This is a genomic window from Sphingomonas sp. UV9 (genome assembly GCF_004101245.1).
In the GTDB taxonomy this organism is placed as follows: Bacteria; Pseudomonadota; Alphaproteobacteria; order Sphingomonadales; family Sphingomonadaceae; genus Sphingomonas.
This window is the reverse complement of sequence record NZ_SCIN01000001.1, coordinates 307,706-324,218: the sequence shown is the minus strand read 5'-3', so window position 1 is coordinate 324,218 and position 16,513 is coordinate 307,706. Positions and strand designations below refer to the sequence as shown.

The 16,513-nt window shown below is 66.3% G+C and carries 11 protein-coding genes; 7 read left to right on the top strand and 4 right to left on the bottom strand.

Translation table 11 applies throughout. From position 1 onward, the window contains the following. Positions 1-186 precede the first annotated feature (186 nt). Together EQZ23_RS01265 and EQZ23_RS01260 are read right to left on the bottom strand one after the other, a co-directional pair. On the bottom strand, positions 187-1,806 hold the full coding sequence (locus EQZ23_RS01265; protein WP_128452673.1) for a choline dehydrogenase: 1,620 nt from the start codon (positions 1,804-1,806) through the stop codon (positions 187-189). 57 nt (positions 1,807-1,863) lie between these two features. Continuing rightward, a complete protein-coding gene (locus tag EQZ23_RS01260) occupies positions 1,864-2,436 on the bottom strand; it encodes a TetR/AcrR family transcriptional regulator (protein ID WP_164913353.1) in 573 nt (190 codons plus the stop codon). A gap of 102 nt (positions 2,437-2,538) precedes the next feature. Between EQZ23_RS01260 and EQZ23_RS01255 the strand changes: the two genes are divergently transcribed. The 6 genes from EQZ23_RS01255 to EQZ23_RS01230 all read left to right on the top strand — a co-directional run bounded on the left by EQZ23_RS01255 (position 2,539) and on the right by EQZ23_RS01230 (position 12,299). Continuing rightward, on the top strand, positions 2,539-3,792 hold the full coding sequence (locus tag EQZ23_RS01255) for an acetyl-CoA C-acetyltransferase (RefSeq protein WP_128452671.1): 1,254 nt from the start codon (positions 2,539-2,541) through the stop codon (positions 3,790-3,792). Then, complete coding sequence (locus EQZ23_RS01250) at positions 3,792-5,330, top strand: acyl-CoA synthetase (RefSeq protein ID WP_128452670.1); 1,539 nt, start codon at positions 3,792-3,794, stop codon at positions 5,328-5,330. The genes EQZ23_RS01255 and EQZ23_RS01250 overlap by 1 nt, the downstream gene beginning before the upstream one ends. After that, entirely contained in the window at positions 5,327-6,424 is a 1,098-nt protein-coding gene (locus EQZ23_RS01245; protein ID WP_128452669.1) for an acyl-CoA dehydrogenase family protein, read from the top strand. The genes EQZ23_RS01250 and EQZ23_RS01245 overlap by 4 nt, the downstream gene beginning before the upstream one ends. A 10-nt stretch (positions 6,425-6,434) precedes the next feature. Continuing rightward, the gene (locus EQZ23_RS01240; RefSeq protein WP_128452668.1) at positions 6,435-7,640 is read left to right on the top strand and encodes an acyl-CoA dehydrogenase family protein; all 1,206 of its coding nucleotides are present in this window, start codon (positions 6,435-6,437) and stop codon (positions 7,638-7,640) included. Positions 7,641-8,286: 646 nt separating this feature from the next. Beyond that, entirely contained in the window at positions 8,287-9,705 is a 1,419-nt protein-coding gene (locus EQZ23_RS01235; RefSeq protein WP_128452667.1) for a coniferyl aldehyde dehydrogenase, read from the top strand. A gap of 194 nt (positions 9,706-9,899) precedes the next feature. Next, positions 9,900-12,299 carry a TonB-dependent receptor gene (locus EQZ23_RS01230; RefSeq protein ID WP_128452666.1) on the top strand — a complete coding sequence of 800 codons (2,400 nt, stop codon included), beginning with the start codon at positions 9,900-9,902 and terminating at the stop codon, positions 12,297-12,299. A 14-nt stretch (positions 12,300-12,313) separates the two neighbouring features. Here EQZ23_RS01230 and EQZ23_RS01225 read toward each other — a convergent pair whose 3' ends face one another. Then, a complete protein-coding gene (locus tag EQZ23_RS01225; protein ID WP_128452665.1) occupies positions 12,314-14,290 on the bottom strand; it encodes a hybrid sensor histidine kinase/response regulator in 1,977 nt (658 codons plus the stop codon). A 1-nt stretch (position 14,291) separates the two neighbouring features. Next, a complete protein-coding gene (locus tag EQZ23_RS01220; RefSeq protein ID WP_276318448.1) occupies positions 14,292-15,803 on the bottom strand; it encodes an ATPase domain-containing protein in 1,512 nt (503 codons plus the stop codon). Between the two features lie 139 nt (positions 15,804-15,942). Here EQZ23_RS01220 and EQZ23_RS01215 point away from each other — a divergent pair, with 139 nt between their 5' ends. Next, positions 15,943-16,500, top strand: a complete 558-nt coding sequence (locus EQZ23_RS01215) for a DNA-deoxyinosine glycosylase (RefSeq protein WP_240663102.1) — start codon at positions 15,943-15,945, stop codon at positions 16,498-16,500. Positions 16,501-16,513: the final 13 nt, after the last annotated feature.

The window sequence follows — 16,513 nt, the reverse complement described above, 5'->3', positions numbered from 1 at the left end:
GGCGAGAGGGGAACATGTGCACAAGGGCTTGTTCCCCAAAAGCATCACCCCGGCGAAGGCCGGGGCCCAGCTGGAACGGTCAACGAAACAGAGCGCAGGCCTCAGTTATCACCGTCCCCCAATTGGGCCCCGGCCTTCGCCGGGGTGGCGCCTCCCTCCGCGGTGATGCCGAATCGAAATCTCCCCCTAAGCCGCCCGCGCCAACTGCTTACCCTTGATCATGTCCGCCGCCTTCTCCGCGATCATGATCGTCGGGGCGTTGGTGTTCGAGCCGATCAGCGTCGGCATCACCGACGCGTCCACTACCCGCAGTCCGTCGAGCCCGCGAACCGCAAGCGTCGCGTCGACCACCGCCATCGTGTCGTCAGCGGTGCCCATCTTGCAGGTGCCGACCGGGTGGTAGATCGTCTCCGCGGTCCGCCGGACCCAGGCGTCGATCTCGTCGTCGGTCCGCACATCGTCGCCCGGCGACAACTCCCCCGCGCGATACGGATCGAGCGCCGCCTGCCGCGCGACGTCGCGGCCGATGCCGACGCACGCGCGCATCACGCGGCGGTCCTCCGCGGTGGCGAGATAGTTCGCGACGATCGTCGGATCGGCGAACGGATCGGCCGAACGGAGCCCGATCCGCCCCCGGCTCTCGGGCCGCAACTGGCACAGATGCAGCGTGAAGCCGTCTTCGGCCGCCTTGACCTTGCCGTGATCCTGCATCAGCGCGAGTACGGCGTGGATCTGGACGTCGGGCCGCGACAGACCCTCGCGCGACGACACGAACGCACCCGCCTCTAGAAACTGCTGCCGCCCCGCCCCCTTGCCGCGGAGCAAGTAATTGAGCCCGATGCCGAGCATGCCGATGCCCTTGGTCATCGTGTAGCCGGTCCGCAGCCCGCGCGATTTCCAGTTCATCACGACGTCGAGATGATCCTGCAGATTCTCGCCCACGCCGGGCAGCGCATGGACCACGCCGACCCCCGCCGCGGTCAGCCGATCGGGATCACCGATCCCCGACAGCTGGAGGATATGCGGCGACTGCACCGCACCCGCGCATAACAGCACTTCGCAGGTAGCCGTTACCGATTCCGGCTTCGCGCCCTTGTCGAGCACATAGTCCACGCCCGTCGCGCGCCGCTGGTCGATCCGGATCCGCGTCGTCCGCGCACCGGTCACGCACGTCAGATTTCGCCGCGACAGGATCGGCCGCAGATACGCCGCGGCGGTGCTCCAGCGTTTCCCGTCGGCAACCGTCAGGTCGTAGCGCCCGAAGCCCTCCTGGCTCGCGCCGTTGAAATCGTCGGTGACGGGATAACCCGCCTGCCGCCCCGCCTCGATCAGCGCGTCGTAGAACGGACTGTCGGATTCGCCGCCCGAGATCGTCAGCGGACCGCCGCCGCCGTGCAGGTCGCACTCGCCGCGATGATGGCCTTCGAGCCGCTTGAAATAGGGCAGCACGTCGTCGAACGACCAGCCAGGCAACCCCATCTGGCGCCACTCGTCATAATCCTGCGGATGTCCCCGCGTGTAGACCATGCCGTTGATCGACGAACTGCCGCCGAGTCCTTTCCCCCGCGGCCACCATAGTGGGCGGTTGCCGAGGTTCGGCTCGGTCTCGGTCCAGAACCCCCAATTGCTGGCGTTCTTGCTCTTGATGAGTTCGCCGACCCCCGCAGGCATCCGGACCAGCACGCCGTCGTTGCGGCCGCCCGCCTCGAGCAGCAGCACCGTTACCGCGGGGTCCTCGGTCAGTCGCGCGGCCAGCACGCAACCCGCCGAGCCTGCGCCAACGATCACATAGTCATACGTCTGCATGCCCGCATCCTCCTCATAACGCTCCGCTTTTTTACGGAGTCGCCTCACCTCGATACGCTAGCGCTCGCACAGCAGCGTAAGCAACCCGTTGCGCAGCACGCCGCGATCGAGCCCCTCGACCGGATGCACCTCGCTCAGGCCCACCGCCAGCAGCGCATAGCCGCGAATCCCCGCCTCGACGGAATCGAACCCGTGCGCGGTCAGCTGCTCGACCAGGAACGCCATCACCTTGTCGTCATGCTCGCGGATCGCCGCCGCCGCCCGCGCGTCGCTCTTCGCCCAGGCGCGCATCGCCAGTGCGAGCTGCGACATGTCGTGATCGCGGACATGCTCGGCGAAAGCGCGGATCCGCTCGACCGGCGCGAGGTCCGACGTGGTCAGCGACGCGAGCAGCGGATCGATCTGCGCCTCCGCGAAATACTGCGCGAGCGCGGCATGATAGCCGTCGAAATCCTTGAAATGATGATAGAAACTGCCGGTCGATGCGCCCGCCGCCTGCGCCAGACTACGCAGTTTCAGCGCGCGCAAACCGCCGCTCTTGAGCAGCGCCTGCCCGATCTCGAGCCAATCGCGCGGCGCCAGATCCGCGCGAGGTGCAACGTCGTCTTCAACCGATACCGTGCTTGACAAGCCACTCTCCATAACGAATGTTACGTCGGAACGAGGCCGGACGCAATCCGGCATCAGGCACCACGACCGCACCAAAGCGGCGGGTGTAACAGGAGAGAGATTTTGGCCGAGGCATTGATCATCGACGCCGTCCGTACCCCGCGCGGGATCGGCAAGACCGGCAAGGGCGCGCTCGCGCACATGCACCCGCAACATCTCGCCGCGACCGTCCTGAAGGCGATCGCCGAGCGCAATCATCTCGAGACCGGCGACGTCGACGACATCATCTGGTCGACCTCGACGCAGCGCGGCGAGCAGAGCGGCGATCTCGGCCGGATGGCGGCGCTCGATGCGGGCTATGACGTCAAGGCGAGCGGGATCACGCTCGACCGGTTCTGCGGCGGCGGGATCACGGCGGTGAACTTCGCCGCGGCGCAGATCATGAGCGGGATGGAAGACCTCGTGATCGCCGGCGGGACCGAGATGATGTCGCTGGCAGCCACCATGATGCAGGACGACATGGCGGCAGGCAAGCGACCGCTCGGCATCGGGTCTGGCAATGCGCGGCTCGACGAGCGCCATCCGCAATCGAACCAGGGCATCTGCGCCGACGCGATCGCCAGCATCGAGGGAATCGACCGCGAAACGCTCGAGGCGCTCGGGCTCGAAAGCCAGCGCCGCGCCGCGGTGGCGATCGCCGAAGGGCGGTTCGATCGCAGCATCGTCCCCGTCACCGACGCCACCGGCGCACTGGTGCTGGAGAAGGACGAATATCCCCGCCCCGACACGACCGCCGAGGGCCTCGCCGCGCTGCGCCCCTCATTCGCGGGGATCGCCGACATCCCGCTCGACGAGAAGGGCACGACGTTCCGCAAACAGATCAACCGGCGTTATCCCGACCTGGAGATTGCGCATGTCCATCACGCCGGCAATTCGTCGGGCGTGGTTGACGGCGCGGCGGCCGTGTTGCTCGCCAGCGCCGACTATGCCGCCAAGCACGGGCTGAAACCGCGCGCGCGGATCGTCGCGATGGCGAACATGGGCGACGACCCGACGCTGATGCTCAACGCCCCCGTCCCCGCCGCGCGCAAGGTGCTGGCGAAGGCCGGGCTGACGGTCGACGACATCGACCTGTGGGAGATCAACGAGGCGTTCGCAGTGGTCGCCGAGAAGTTCATCCGCGACCTCAAGCTCGACCGCGACAAGGTGAACGTCAATGGCGGCTCGATCGCACTGGGCCATCCGATCGGCGCGACCGGCGCGATCCTGATCGGCACCATATTGGACGAACTCGAACGCCGCGACCTCAAGCGCGGGCTCGTGACGATGTGCGCGGGCGGCGGGATGGCCCCCGCGATCATCATCGAGCGCGTCTGATGCACCCCGTCGCGCATGCGCTCACCACGCCCGACAAGCCCGCTTATATCATGGCGGCGACGGGCGAGACGGTGACGTATCGCGACCTGGATGCGCGGGCGAACCAGGGCGCGCATCTGCTCCGCTCGCTCGGGCTGAAGCGCGGCGACGGCATCGCGGTGCTGATGGACAATTCGGCGCGCTATCTCGAGGTGATCTGGGCGGCCGAGCGCACTGGCGTCTATTGCACCTGCCTGTCGTCGAAACTGACCGCGGGCGAGGCGGCATACATCATCCGCGACGGCGATTGCCGCGTGCTGATCGCGAGCAAGGGATGCGCGGAGGTTGCCGCCGCGCTGGTGCCGATGCTCGACGACGTAAGGCGCTACGTCGTCGACGGCGCGATCGACGGGTACGCGGCGTACGAAGCCGCGCGCGACGCGAAGCCGGCCACGCCGATCGCCGACCCTTCGCCCGGCGGCATCCTGCTCTACTCCTCGGGCACCACCGGCAAGCCCAAGGGCGTCAAGCACGCGCTGTCGGACGAGCCGTTCGGCACCAACGTCTCGCCGCTCGTGATGCTCGGCAAGGGGTTGTACGGGTTCACGCCCGACATGGTCTATCTGTCGCCCGCGCCGCTCTATCACGCCGCGCCGTTGCGCTGGTCGATGGCGGTGCAGCAGGTCGGCGGCACCGTCGTCGTGATGGAGCATTTCGATCCCGAGGCTGCGCTCGCCGCGATCGAACGGTTCCACGTCACGCACGCGCAATGGGTGCCGACTCACTTCATCCGGCTGCTCAAACTCCCGCCCGAGGTTCGCGCGCGCTACGACATGTCGTCGCTGAAGGCGGTGTGGCATGCCGCAGCCCCCTGCCCTATCCCGGTCAAGCAGGCGATGATCGACTGGTGGGGCCCGATCATCGGCGAATATTATGCCGGCACAGAGGGCAATGGGTTCTGCGCGATCTCCAGTGCGGAATGGCTCGCGCATCCGGGCTCGGTCGGGCGCAACCTGACCGCGAAGACGATGATCTGCGACGAGGACGGCAACGCACTCCCCGCGCGCGCTGAAGGCGACGTGTATTTCGCGGGCGGCGGCGCGTTCGAATATCACAACGATCCCGCCAAGACCGCGGAGGCCGCCAACGCGCAGGGCTGGACGACGCTCGGTGATGTCGGCTGGCTCGACGAGGATGGCTATCTCTACCTCACCGACCGCAAGAGCTTCATGATCATCTCGGGCGGCGTGAACATCTACCCCGCCGAGATCGAGAATTTGCTCGTGACGCATCCCAAGGTCGCCGACGTCGCGGTGATCGGTGCGCCCGACGACGAGATGGGCGAGCAGGTCGTGGCGATAATCTGCCCGGCCGATCCGTCCGAAGACCGCGCGCACCTCGCCGCCGAACTCAGCGCGTTCGCCCGCGCCAACCTCAGCCACGTCAAGGCGCCGCGCCGGATCGACTTCCGTGACACGCTGCCCCGGCACGAGACGGGGAAACTCTACAAACGCCTGCTCCGCGACGAATATTGGGCGCATTCGAAGGACCCCGCATGAACTTCGACTATTCCGACGACCAGAAATTCCTGAAGGACGAGGCGCGCAAGTTTCTCGGGGCTCACTGTGGCAGCGACCAAGTTCGCACGGTGCTCGACGATGCCGCCACCGCGTACAACGCGCGCCTGTGGAAGGCCGTCGCCACGCAAGGCTGGCTCGGCGCAGCGATCCCCGAGGAGTTTGGCGGGCTCGGTCTCGGCCACATCGAACTCTGCGCGATCGCCGAGGAACTGGGGCGGGCCTGCGCGCCGATCCCGTTCGCTTCGACCGTGTATTTCGTCGCCGAAGCCTTGATGCTCTACGGCAGCGACGCGCAGAAGATCCGGTGGCTCCCCCGGATCGCAGCGGGCGACGTCATCGGCGCGTTCGCCACGTCCGAAGGTGCCGGCCCCGTCACCGCGCGCTCGGTTCGAACCACTGTCACCGCGGGCAAACTGACCGGCGAGAAGATTCCGGTCACCGACGGCGACGTCGCCGACCTGATCGTCGTCCTAGCCCGCGAAGGCCTCTACCTTGTCGAGAAAGGCGCGGGCGTCACCGCCGAAGTGCTCGAAACGCTCGACCCGACGCGCAGCGCCGCCCGCCTCACCTTCACCGACGCGCCCTGCGAGAAGCTCGGCACCGAAAACGGAATCGCCGCGATGCAGGCGGTGTTCGACCGCGCGGCGGTGCTGCTCGCGTTCGAGCAACTTGGCGGCGCGGATCGCTGTCTCGAGATGGCAAAGGGCTATGCGCTCGATCGCTATGCGTTTGGACGCCAGATCGGCGGCTACCAAGCGATCAAGCACAAGCTCGCCGACATGTATGTGAAGAACGAACTCGCACGCTCGAACGCCTATTATGGCGCGTGGGCGCTGAACGTCGGCGCGGCCGAACTGCTACTTGCCGCCGCCACCGCGCGCGTCGCCGCGTCCGACGCATACTGGTTCGCGTCGAAGGAGAATATCCAGACGCATGGCGGAATGGGCTTCACCTGGGAGTCGGACTGCCACCTCTATTACCGCCGCTCGCGCCAGCTCGCGCTCGTCGCCGGCAGCCCCGCGGCGTGGCGCGAACGCCTCGTCGGCCAACTCGAAATGCGCAACGCCGCCTGAAAGGACGATCATGGATTTCAAGGACAGCGACGCCGAAGCCACCTATCGCGCCAAGGCCCGCGCGTGGCTCGACACGAACATCGCCGAGCACAACGCCGGCCATTACCCCGACGACATGGCCAAGGCGAAGGCATGGCAGGCGCGCAAGGCCGCCGGCGGATACGCCTGTATCACCTGGCCGCAGGAATGGGGCGGCGGCGGCGGCTCCCCGATCGAGAGCGTCATCTTCGGGCAGGAAGAGGCGCGCCACGCGGTCGACGGCAGCTATTTCACGATCGGGCTCGGCATGTGCGTGCCAACCGTGATGGCCTATGCCGACGACGCGACCAAACGGCGCTTCGTTGGGCCGGCGGTACGCGGCGACGAGATCTGGTCGCAGCTCTTCTCCGAACCCGCCGGCGGCTCCGACGTCGCGGCGATCCGCACGCGGGCGGTGCGAGACGGCGACGACTGGGTGATCAACGGCCAGAAGGTCTGGACCTCGGGCGCGCATTACAGCGATTACGGCATCGTCCTGGTCCGCACCAATCCCGACGTGCCCAAGCACCAGGGCCTGACGATGTTCTGGCTCGACCTGAAGGCGCCCGGCATCGAGATTCGGCCGATCCACCAGATGTCGGGCGGGTCGAGCTTCAACGAGGTCTGGTTCGAGGACGTCCGGATATCCGACGCGCAGCGGCTTGGCCCGGTCGATGGCGGCTGGAAGGTCGCGCTGTTCACGCTGATGAACGAACGCCTCGCGATCGGCACGAGCGGCGGGGTCGGCCCGGAGGACATCCTCGCCTTTGCAGCCCAGGCCGATGGCGCCGACGGGCCGCTGCTCAAGGACGCCGCGTTCCGCCAGCGGCTCGCCGACTGGTGGGTGCAAGCAGAGGGCCTGCGCAACACGCGGATGCGGACGATCACGGCGTTATCGAAGGGTCAGGTGCCCGGCCCCGAAAGCTCGATCGGCAAGATCGTCGCCGCCAACCAGTTGCAGGACATCGGCAACACCGCGGTCGAGGCGGGCGATCAATACGGCATCATCGCCGACCCCGCGCTGACCCCGCTGAAGGGCGCGTTCCACGCCGCGACGATGTGGGCGCCCGGCCTGCGCATCGCCGGCGGCACCGACGAGATCCTCAAGAACATCATCGCCGAACGCGTGCTTGGTCTTCCCGGCGAAATCCGCGTGGACAAGGATCAGGCGTTTCGCGATTTGCCGGTGGGGGCTTGAGTGTCCGAAATCGCTCCGTCACCCCGGACTGGTTCCGGGGTCCACGGTTCCGCAAACCAAATCCCCTCGATTTTGCGGCACGGTGGATGCCGGAACGAGTCCGGCATGACGGAGGGAGTGCCACATCCATTGGTACGAATTGTATGTCGATAGTCCACCATAAGAACGCCCACTTCCAGACACTGCTTAGGCTGGTATAAGTGCTGCATGGACAGTCTTTGGCGCTCGACGATTGGCGAGTGGAAAGTCGCCGCGACGCTTGCCTTGATAGTTTCGGCGGCGATCATCGTGGCGGTTTCTCGGTATTCAGGACCTGCTTCATTCGAGGCCGCAAGTGTTCTTCGGTTTGGTAGCTATGCAGACGAGATCGGAAACCATCCTACGGTAATCGTGCGGTTGCGAGACGGCAATGAGCAGGAGATGCGATCCACGCCGGAGCTTCTCCGTACTTGCTCAGTTGGAGCAAGCATAACCCTCGTTCGTCGCGCACATAGCTTGCAGGTGGATCAGAGGGGGTGTCTGTAAAACGCAAACTTGAGCCCGCTTTCCACCCGATCATCGCGATTCACGTTCCGCCCCTGCCATCGTGTCGAAAAGTTTCCTGCGTTTTCTGCCCTCCGAAAATCCCTCCGCTAAGGACACCCCAATGACCGACATGCACACCATTCTCGCCGCCCAGCGCGACGCGTTCATGGCCGAGATGCCGGTCACCAAAGCGGTGCGCCTCGACCGCCTCATGCGCACCGCGGCGATGGTGAAGGATAACGCGGCGCGGTTCTGCGATGCGGTGTCGGAGGATTTCGGGCACCGGAGCCGCGAGCAGACGATGATGACCGATATCGGCGCATCGCTCGCGCCGATCGCGCATGCCGCCAAGCATCTTGATCGCTGGATGAAGCGCGACCGCCGCGCGGTCCAGTTTCCCCTGGGGCTACTGGGCGCGAAGGCGTGGATCGAATATCAGCCCAAGGGCGTGATCGGCATCATCGCACCGTGGAATTTCCCCGTGAACCTGCTGATCGCGCCGCTCGCGGGCGTGTTCGCCGCGGGCAATCGCGCGATGGCGAAGACGAGCGAATACACCCCCGCTACCGCCGCGCTGTTCGAGGAACTCGCCGCCCGCTATTTCGCGCAGGACGAACTCTCGATCGTGTCGGGCGATGCGGAGGTCGGCAAGGCGTTCTCCGCGCTGCCGTTCGACCATCTGTTCTTCACCGGCGCGACCGCGATCGGCCGGCATATTCTCCACGCCGCGGCCGACAATCTGACGCCGGTCACGCTCGAGCTCGGGGGCAAGTCACCCGTGATCCTCGGCGCATCGGCGGATATCACGCGCGCGACCGAACGCGTGGCGCTAGGCAAGATGATGAACGCGGGGCAGATCTGCCTCGCGCCCGATTACATGCTGGTGCCCTCAGCGGACGAGGCCAAGGTTGTCGACGGCATCAAGGCGGCGGCGAGCGCGATGTACCCGACATTGCTCGCCAACGCCGACTACACCTCGGTGATCAACGATCGCCATCACCAGCGCCTCACCGACTGGATCGCCGACGCGCGCGCGAAGGGCGCGACGGTCGAGGTCGTGAACCCCGCCAACGAGGACTTCGCCAGCGCCAATTCGCGAAAGATGCCGCTCCACATCGTCCGCGACGCGACCGACGACATGATCGTCATGCAGGAGGAGATCTTCGGACCCGTCCTGCCGATCCGCCGCTATGACGGGATCGACGACGCGATCGCGCAGGTGAACCGCCGCGACCGGCCGCTCGGGCTGTATTATTTCGGCAGCGACGACGCCGAACGCCGCCGCGTGCTCGACCGGACGATCTCGGGCGGCGTGACGCTCGACGATGTGGTGTTCCACGTCTCGATGGAGGACCTTCCCTTCGGCGGCAGCGGCCCGTCGGGAATGGGCGCGTATCACGGCATCGACGGATTCCGGACGTTCAGCCACGCACGCGCCGTGTTCAAGCAGTCTAAGCTCGATGTCGCCAAGCTCGCCGGGTTGAAGCCGCCTTATGGGGCGGCGGCGGCCAAGACCATTGCGCGGATGGTGCGGGGGTGATCCTCACGCGCGCCCTCACCCTTCCCAAGGCTGAGTAGCCGCGGGGCCCTTCTCTCTTCCCAAGGGGAGAGGGAGATTGGGTCGCTACCGTAACAATTTCGTCGATCGTCTCGCAATCGTCTTGGATCTGTCGCCGACGCGTCACGCGGATCGGCAATGGGCCGCTGAACGCCACCGCGTATCAGGGGATCCCCATGCATACCATCTCGTCGCTTCTCGCCGGCGTTGCACTCGCCGCGTTCGTCACGCCCGCCGCATTCGCGCAGGCCGCGCCGGAAATTCCTGTTGCAGCGCCAACCGTCGCTGGGCAGACCGAGACGGGAAGCACGACCGAGACCGACGCCAGCCCCGGCGCTTCGACTCCCGCGGACATCGTCGTGCTCGGTTTCGGCCAGAGCCGTCAGGTGCAGAGCGTCAGCGCGGTGGACCTCGCCCGCCTCACGCCAGGCTCAAGCCCGTTAAAGGCGATCCAGAAGCTGCCAGGCGTCAATTTCCAGGCGTCCGATCCGTTCGGCGCGTATGAATGGGCTGTGCGTATTTCCTTGCGCGGGTTCAACCAGAACCAGCTCGGCTTCACGCTCGACGGCGTGCCGCTTGGCGATATGAGCTACGGCAACGTCAACGGCCTGCACATCAGCCGCGCGATCATCTCCGAGAACGTCGCCCGCACCGAAGTCGCGCAGGGCGCAGGCGCGCTCGGCACCGCCTCGACCAGCAATTTGGGCGGTACGATCCAGTTCTTCAGCGACAAGCCCCGAGACATGCTGAACGTCACCGGCGGCGGCACCTATGGTTCGGACAACACCTATCGCGGCTATGCGCGGATCGACAGCGGCGATCTCGGCGGCGGGCTGAAGGGGTATCTGAGCTATGGCTATCTCACCACCGACAAATGGAAGGGCGACGGAGTCCAGCGCCAGCATCAGGCGAACGGCAAAATCGTCAAGGATCTGGGCAGCCTCGGCAGCCTGTCGGCGTTCCTGAACTTCTCCGATCGGCGCGAGCAGGATTACCAGGATCTGAGCTACGACATCATCCGTCGCCGTGGCCTGCGTAACGACAACATCGCCGGCAACTACCCGCTCGCGCTCCAGATCGCGAAGACCTACCAGAACCAGGCGGCCGCGGCGGGTGGCGTCGCGCAGCCCTGGGCGGGTGTCGGGACGACGTTTCCGGCGGGCTTCGGCACGGTCGACGACGCCTATTTCGACGCCGGCGGTGTGCGGCGCGATTATCTCGGCGGGGTCACGCTGAACGCGAACCTGACGCCCGAACTGACGATGGTCACGACCGGCTATTATCACGACAACAAGGGTCAGGGATCGTGGATCACGCCCTATTCGCTGACCCCGGCCGGCGCGCTAAACCAGGACGGCAGCGCGATCACCGCGACCAGCCCGCTGAGCTTCCGCACGACGGAATACAGCATCAAGCGCGGTGGTGCGCTGAGCAACGTCGCGTATGAGACGGGCGCGAACACCGTCGAGGTCGGTGGCTGGCTGGAGACCAACACCTTCACGCAGGCACGGCGCTTCTACGGGATGACCGACAGCACGACGCCGAACCGCGACGTGCTGGAGTTCCAGAAGAACCCCTATGCGACGCAGTGGGACGGAAAATACGGCACCGACACGATCCAGTATCACGTCGAGGATACGCTGAAGCTGGTCGACGATCGGCTGGTTCTCAATGCCGGGTGGAAGGGCGCGTATGTCGTCAACCGCGCGACGATGCTGCCCAGCACGACCTCGCCGCTCGCTGTCGGGCGGATCTCGGCGAAGGACTGGTTCCAGCCGCAGGCCGGCATCCTGTTCAAGCTGACCCCGGCGGCGGAAGTTTTCGCCGACTATACCGAGAACATGCGGGCGTTCGTGTCGTCGGCGACATCGGGGCCGTTCGCGGCGAGCCAGGCGGGGTTCGATGCCGTGCTCGGGCGCCTGAAGCCGGAGCGTTCGAAAACCGCAGAGGGCGGCGTGCGCCTGCATAGCGGACCGTTCCAGGCCTCGGCGGTCGGCTATTATGTCGACTTCTCGAACCGCCTGCTGGCGTTCGCGAACGGCGTCGGCATCCTCGGCACCGCGCCGACGCTCAACAACGCGGGTAGCGTGCGGACGTACGGAGCGGAGGTATCCGCCAATTACCGCGTGTTCCGGCCGTTGTCGCTGTTCGCGAGCTATTCCTACACCAACGCGAAATACCAGGACACGGTCACCGACGCGGCGGGCAAGCTCCAGGTCAGCAAGGGCGATACCGTCGTCGACACGCCCAAGCACATGATCAAGGGCGAGATCGTGCTCGAGCAGTCGGGCTTCACCGGACGGGTCGGCGCAGATTACATGAGCAAGCGCTACTTCACCTATCTCAACGACCAGTCGGTGCCTGGCCGCGTGTTGGTCGACGCGAGCATCGGCTATCGCTTCGAGGGTGACGGGCCGCTGCACGGCGTCGCGATCGAGGGCAGCGTCACCAACCTGACCGACAAGAAATACGTCGCGACGATCGGCTCGAACGGCTTCACCGCGAGCGGCGACAACCAGACGCTGCTCGCAGGGGCACCACGCCAGGTGTTCGTGTCGTTGAAGAAGGGCTTCTGACGCCGACGGCGCGATCAGACCACGCGGAGTTTCGGGCGGCCGGATGGCGACTGGCGGAGGAGTTCGTCGACGCGGGCGGCGAGGTCGGTCTGGCGGAACGGTTTCGAGAGGCGGATCACGTCGCCGGGGACGTCCTCGCCCGCCGCCGCATATCCGGTGACGAGCAGCGCCGGGATGCGGTTTCCGGCGGCGCGCAACTCGCTGATCAACTGCCCGCCGGTCATGCCCGGCATGAGGTAGTCGCTGACGAGGACGTCGGCATCGACTCCCCCGCGAATCGCGGACAGCGCCTGACTCGCCGAGGCGACCTCGACGACCGTGTAGCCGATATCGCGGAGCATGTCGGCGGTCGCGGTGCGGACCAGATCCTCGTCGTCGACCAGCAGCACCTTCGCCGCGCGGCTGGCGGTGACGGGGTCGGCGGCATTCTCGACCATGTCGACCGGGGCCTCCTCGGTCGCCGGCAACCAGAGCTCGACGGACGTGCCGGCACCGGGTTCGCTCGTCAACCGGAGCGTACCACCCGATTGCGCGGCGAGTCCGTGGACCATCGACAGGCCTAGCCCCGTCCCCTTGCCGATACCCTTGGTCGAGAAGAACGGCTCCGTCGCACGCGCGAGCGTGGCCTTGTCCATGCCGACGCCGGTGTCGATCGCAGCGATCCGCACATAACGATCGGGCGCCAGTCCGAAGAGATTGCGCTCGTCGACCACGGCTTCGCTGACCGACAGCGTCAGCTTGCCGCCGCCCGGCATCGCATCGCGCGCATTGATCGCAAGATTGAGCAGCGCGAGTTCGAGCTGGTTGGGATCGACGCGCGCTGAGGAGAGGTGCCGCGGTATCTCGATCGTCACCGCGATCGATGGACCGAGCGACCGCCGGATCAGATCGACCAGCCCGTCGATCAACGCGCCGATATCGACGGCGCGGGGTTGCAACGCCTGGCGCCGCGCGAAGGCGAGCAATCGCTGCGTCAGCGTCGCGGCGCGTTCGGCCGCCTGCAATGCGCCACCGATCATCCGCTGCGAGCGCTCGTCGTCCTTGTGGCGTCGGCGGAGCAGATCGAGGCTGCCGACGATCGGGGTCAGCAGATTGTTGAAATCATGCGCGACGCCGCCGGTGAGCTGGCCGATCGCGTCCATCTTCTGGGCCTGGGCGAGCTGCGCATCGGCTTCCTTGCGGTCGGTGACGTCGGAGATGACGCCGGTCATCCGAAACGGCGCACCGGTATCGTCGTAGCGGACGCGACCCTTCGAAACGACCCAGCGCGACTGGCCGTCGGCGGCATCGATCCGGAACTCGACATCGATGACGCCGGTCTTCATCGCCTCGTCCATCGCCCGCGTCACGATCGCGCGCTGGCGGGCATCGACATGACTGAGGAACGTATCCAGGCCCCACTCCGCGCGGCCCTCGGGATAGCCAAAGATCGCATCGTGACGCATCGTGCGCCGAGACTCACCCGTCGCCAGATCGATGTCCCAGCTGCCCATGCCGGCGGCTTCCAGCGCGATCTCGAGGCTCTCGCGGGCGGAGCGCAGTTCGCTGGTCCGGTCGAGAACGGTGCGCTCGAGCGTGACCGCGACGTCGCGCAGTTCATATTGCCGCCGCCGCGCGGTCAGCGCGGACCGGATCGCCCCGAGCATCGCCTCGGCATGCAGCGGGCGTTCGAGCAGCACCACGTTGCCGAGATCGCTCAGGCGCTGCGTCGCGCGGGCCGTCCGCGGCGTCTTGCTGCCATTTGCCAGGACCACGAACGGAATGTCGGCCCAGGTCGGCTGCGCGGCGACCCACGCCGCCATGGGTTCGGGCTCCTCGGCCGTGAGCGCCTCTTCGGTCAGCAATACCGCCGCGCCGCCGTTGGCGAGCTCCGCAAGAAGGTCGGCCTGATCACGACAAATTGTCGCGGGGATGCCGTTCCTGTCGAGCAGGTCGGCGGCAATCGCAGAGTCGCGACCGCGCGGCGCCAGGATCAGAACCCGGTCTTCCATCTCAGTCCTGCGCGTCCCGCATCCCCATCCGTCTGGTCATCAACGTCTTACCTTCGCCGGAGAATGTCGGGACACCGGTCAACACACCCTGGAATTCGCGAAGGGGTTCGCCGACCAGCAACCCGTTGCTACCGATCTGAAACTCCCGGATCGTCCGTTCGTGCCGTGCCGTGCGCGTCTTGATCACCGAAATCGCCTGTCGCACCTCGCCGTGCGCCTCGAAATAGCGGAGCTGGACGATGGTATCGGACAGATAGCTCAGGTCGACATCGGACCGGACGTCGCCGGTGATGCCGTGCAGACCGAGAATCAGCAGGCTCACGATCCCCTTCTGACCGAGATAGGTCAGCATCTCGTGCATCTGCAGGATCAGGAACTGCTCGTTCGGCATCGCCTGGAGATACGCATTGAGGCTGTCGATGACGACGACCTTGGCGCCGTGCTCCTCGACCGCCGCGCGCACCGCGCCCGAAAACTCACCCGGCGACATCTCGGCGGGATCGATCGCGCGCAGTTCGAGCTGGCCGCTGTCGACGTACGGCATGAGATCCATGCCGAGCGACGCGCTTCGCTTCAGCAACGTGGGGAGACGTTCGTCGAACAGGAAATACGCCGCCCGCTCGCCACGCTTCAGTGCCGCGATCATCGACTGGACCGACGCCGTCGTCTTGCCGACGCCGGCCGGCCCGGTCAGCAACGTCGCGGTGCCGGGGATCAGCCCGCCGCCGAGCAACGTGTCGAGTTCGACGGATCCCGTCGACACGGCATCGTCCGAATATTTCATGACGTGTTCGGACGCGATCAGGCGCGGATAGATCCGCAGCCCGCCGCGTTCGATCTCGAAATCATGATAGCCGCCGCGATACCGGACGCCGCGCATCTTGACGACGTGCATCCGCCGCCGCTGCGCACCGAACCCCGACAGGGTCTGTTCGAGCGACACGACACCGTGGGCGATACTGTGCAACTGGAGATCGCTGCCCGAGCCGCTCTTGTCGTCGAGGAACAGCACCGTGCAGGCGCGCGTCGAGAAGAAATGCTTGAGCGCGAGGATCTGGCGGCGATAGCGGATCGGGCTCTGCGCGAGCAGGCGGAGTTCGGACAGGCTGTCGATGACGACGCGCTTCGGACGGAGTTCGTCGACCTTCGCTATCACGGCGCGGATCGTTTCGCCGAGCTCGACCTCGCTCGGGTGGAGCAGCGTCTGTTCGTGATCCTCGCCAAAGCCATCGGCGGGGACCATCTCGAACAGGGTGAGCGGATCCAGCGACCAGCCATGGGTTTCGGCCACCGCGCGCAGCTCGACCTCTGTCTCCGCCAGCGTGATGTACAGCCCTGCCTCGCCGACCGACGCACCGGCCAGCAGGAAGCCGAGACCGAGCGTGGTCTTGCCGGTTCCCGGCGTGCCTTCGATCAGATACATCCGGTCCGGCGTCAGTCCGCCGTTGAGGATATTGTCCAGACCCGCGATTCCAGTCCGGGCGAGCGCCGGCAATTGTCCGTCTTTTGCCAACGCGGCCGTCCTTCCCGTCGAGCGGGCGCACCCTCTCGAGGATACGACCTGTTCTCTGCACCTTAGGGGATTAGCTACCAGTCGCCTAGCCTTGTACCATGAACGCTCTGCGGCCAATCTTGCGGCGGCGCGGTCGGCCATGACACAGCGCACCATCGCCACGATCGAGGACTCCATGCCGCTCAAGCACTCGTTTCCACCGGTCGCCGACGACGATGCCCGCGTGCTGGTGCTGGGAAGCCTTCCGGGCGACCGCTCGCTGGCTGCGCAACGCTATTACGCGCATCCGCAGAACCAGTTCTGGCAGCTGATGTCGCCGGTCGTCGGCCATGACCTCGTCGTGCTCGCCTATGATGACCGGCTCGCGACGTTGCGGGCGAGCGGGGTCGCATTGTGGGACGTGGTAGGGTCCGCACGGCGGGCGGGCAGCAGCGACGCGGCGATCGTCGATATCGCGGGCAACGACATCGCCGGACTGGCCGCGCGACTGCCCCGGTTGCGTGCGATCGCGTTCAATGGCGGGACGGCGCTGAAACAGGGGCTGAAACTGCTCGGCGGAAAAGCGGATACGGGCGGTCCGGCGATCGTCGCCCTGCCGTCGAGCAGTCCGCTTCACACGATCGGACTGGCGGCGAAACAACCGGCGTGGGATCAGCTCGCTGCGTTCCTGTCCGAGCCTCTGGCATTCCGTGGCTGAAGTAGCGATCGAC

Bases quoted from the DNA above. Each gene is read 5' to 3' on its own strand.
- EQZ23_RS01265 (WP_128452673.1), bottom strand. From the start codon at position 1,806: ATGCAGACGTATGACTATGTGATCGTTGGCGCAGGCTCGGCGGGTTGC.
- EQZ23_RS01250 (WP_128452670.1), top strand. From the start codon at position 3,792: ATGCACCCCGTCGCGCATGCGCTCACCACGCCCGACAAGCCCGCTTAT.
- EQZ23_RS01245 (WP_128452669.1), top strand. From the start codon at position 5,327: ATGAACTTCGACTATTCCGACGACCAGAAATTCCTGAAGGACGAGGCG.
- EQZ23_RS01240 (WP_128452668.1), top strand. From the start codon at position 6,435: ATGGATTTCAAGGACAGCGACGCCGAAGCCACCTATCGCGCCAAGGCC.
- EQZ23_RS01235 (WP_128452667.1), top strand. From the start codon at position 8,287: ATGACCGACATGCACACCATTCTCGCCGCCCAGCGCGACGCGTTCATG.
- EQZ23_RS01230 (WP_128452666.1), top strand. From the start codon at position 9,900: ATGCATACCATCTCGTCGCTTCTCGCCGGCGTTGCACTCGCCGCGTTC.
- EQZ23_RS01225 (WP_128452665.1), bottom strand. From the start codon at position 14,290: ATGGAAGACCGGGTTCTGATCCTGGCGCCGCGCGGTCGCGACTCTGCG.
- EQZ23_RS01215 (WP_240663102.1), top strand. From the start codon at position 15,943: ATGACACAGCGCACCATCGCCACGATCGAGGACTCCATGCCGCTCAAG.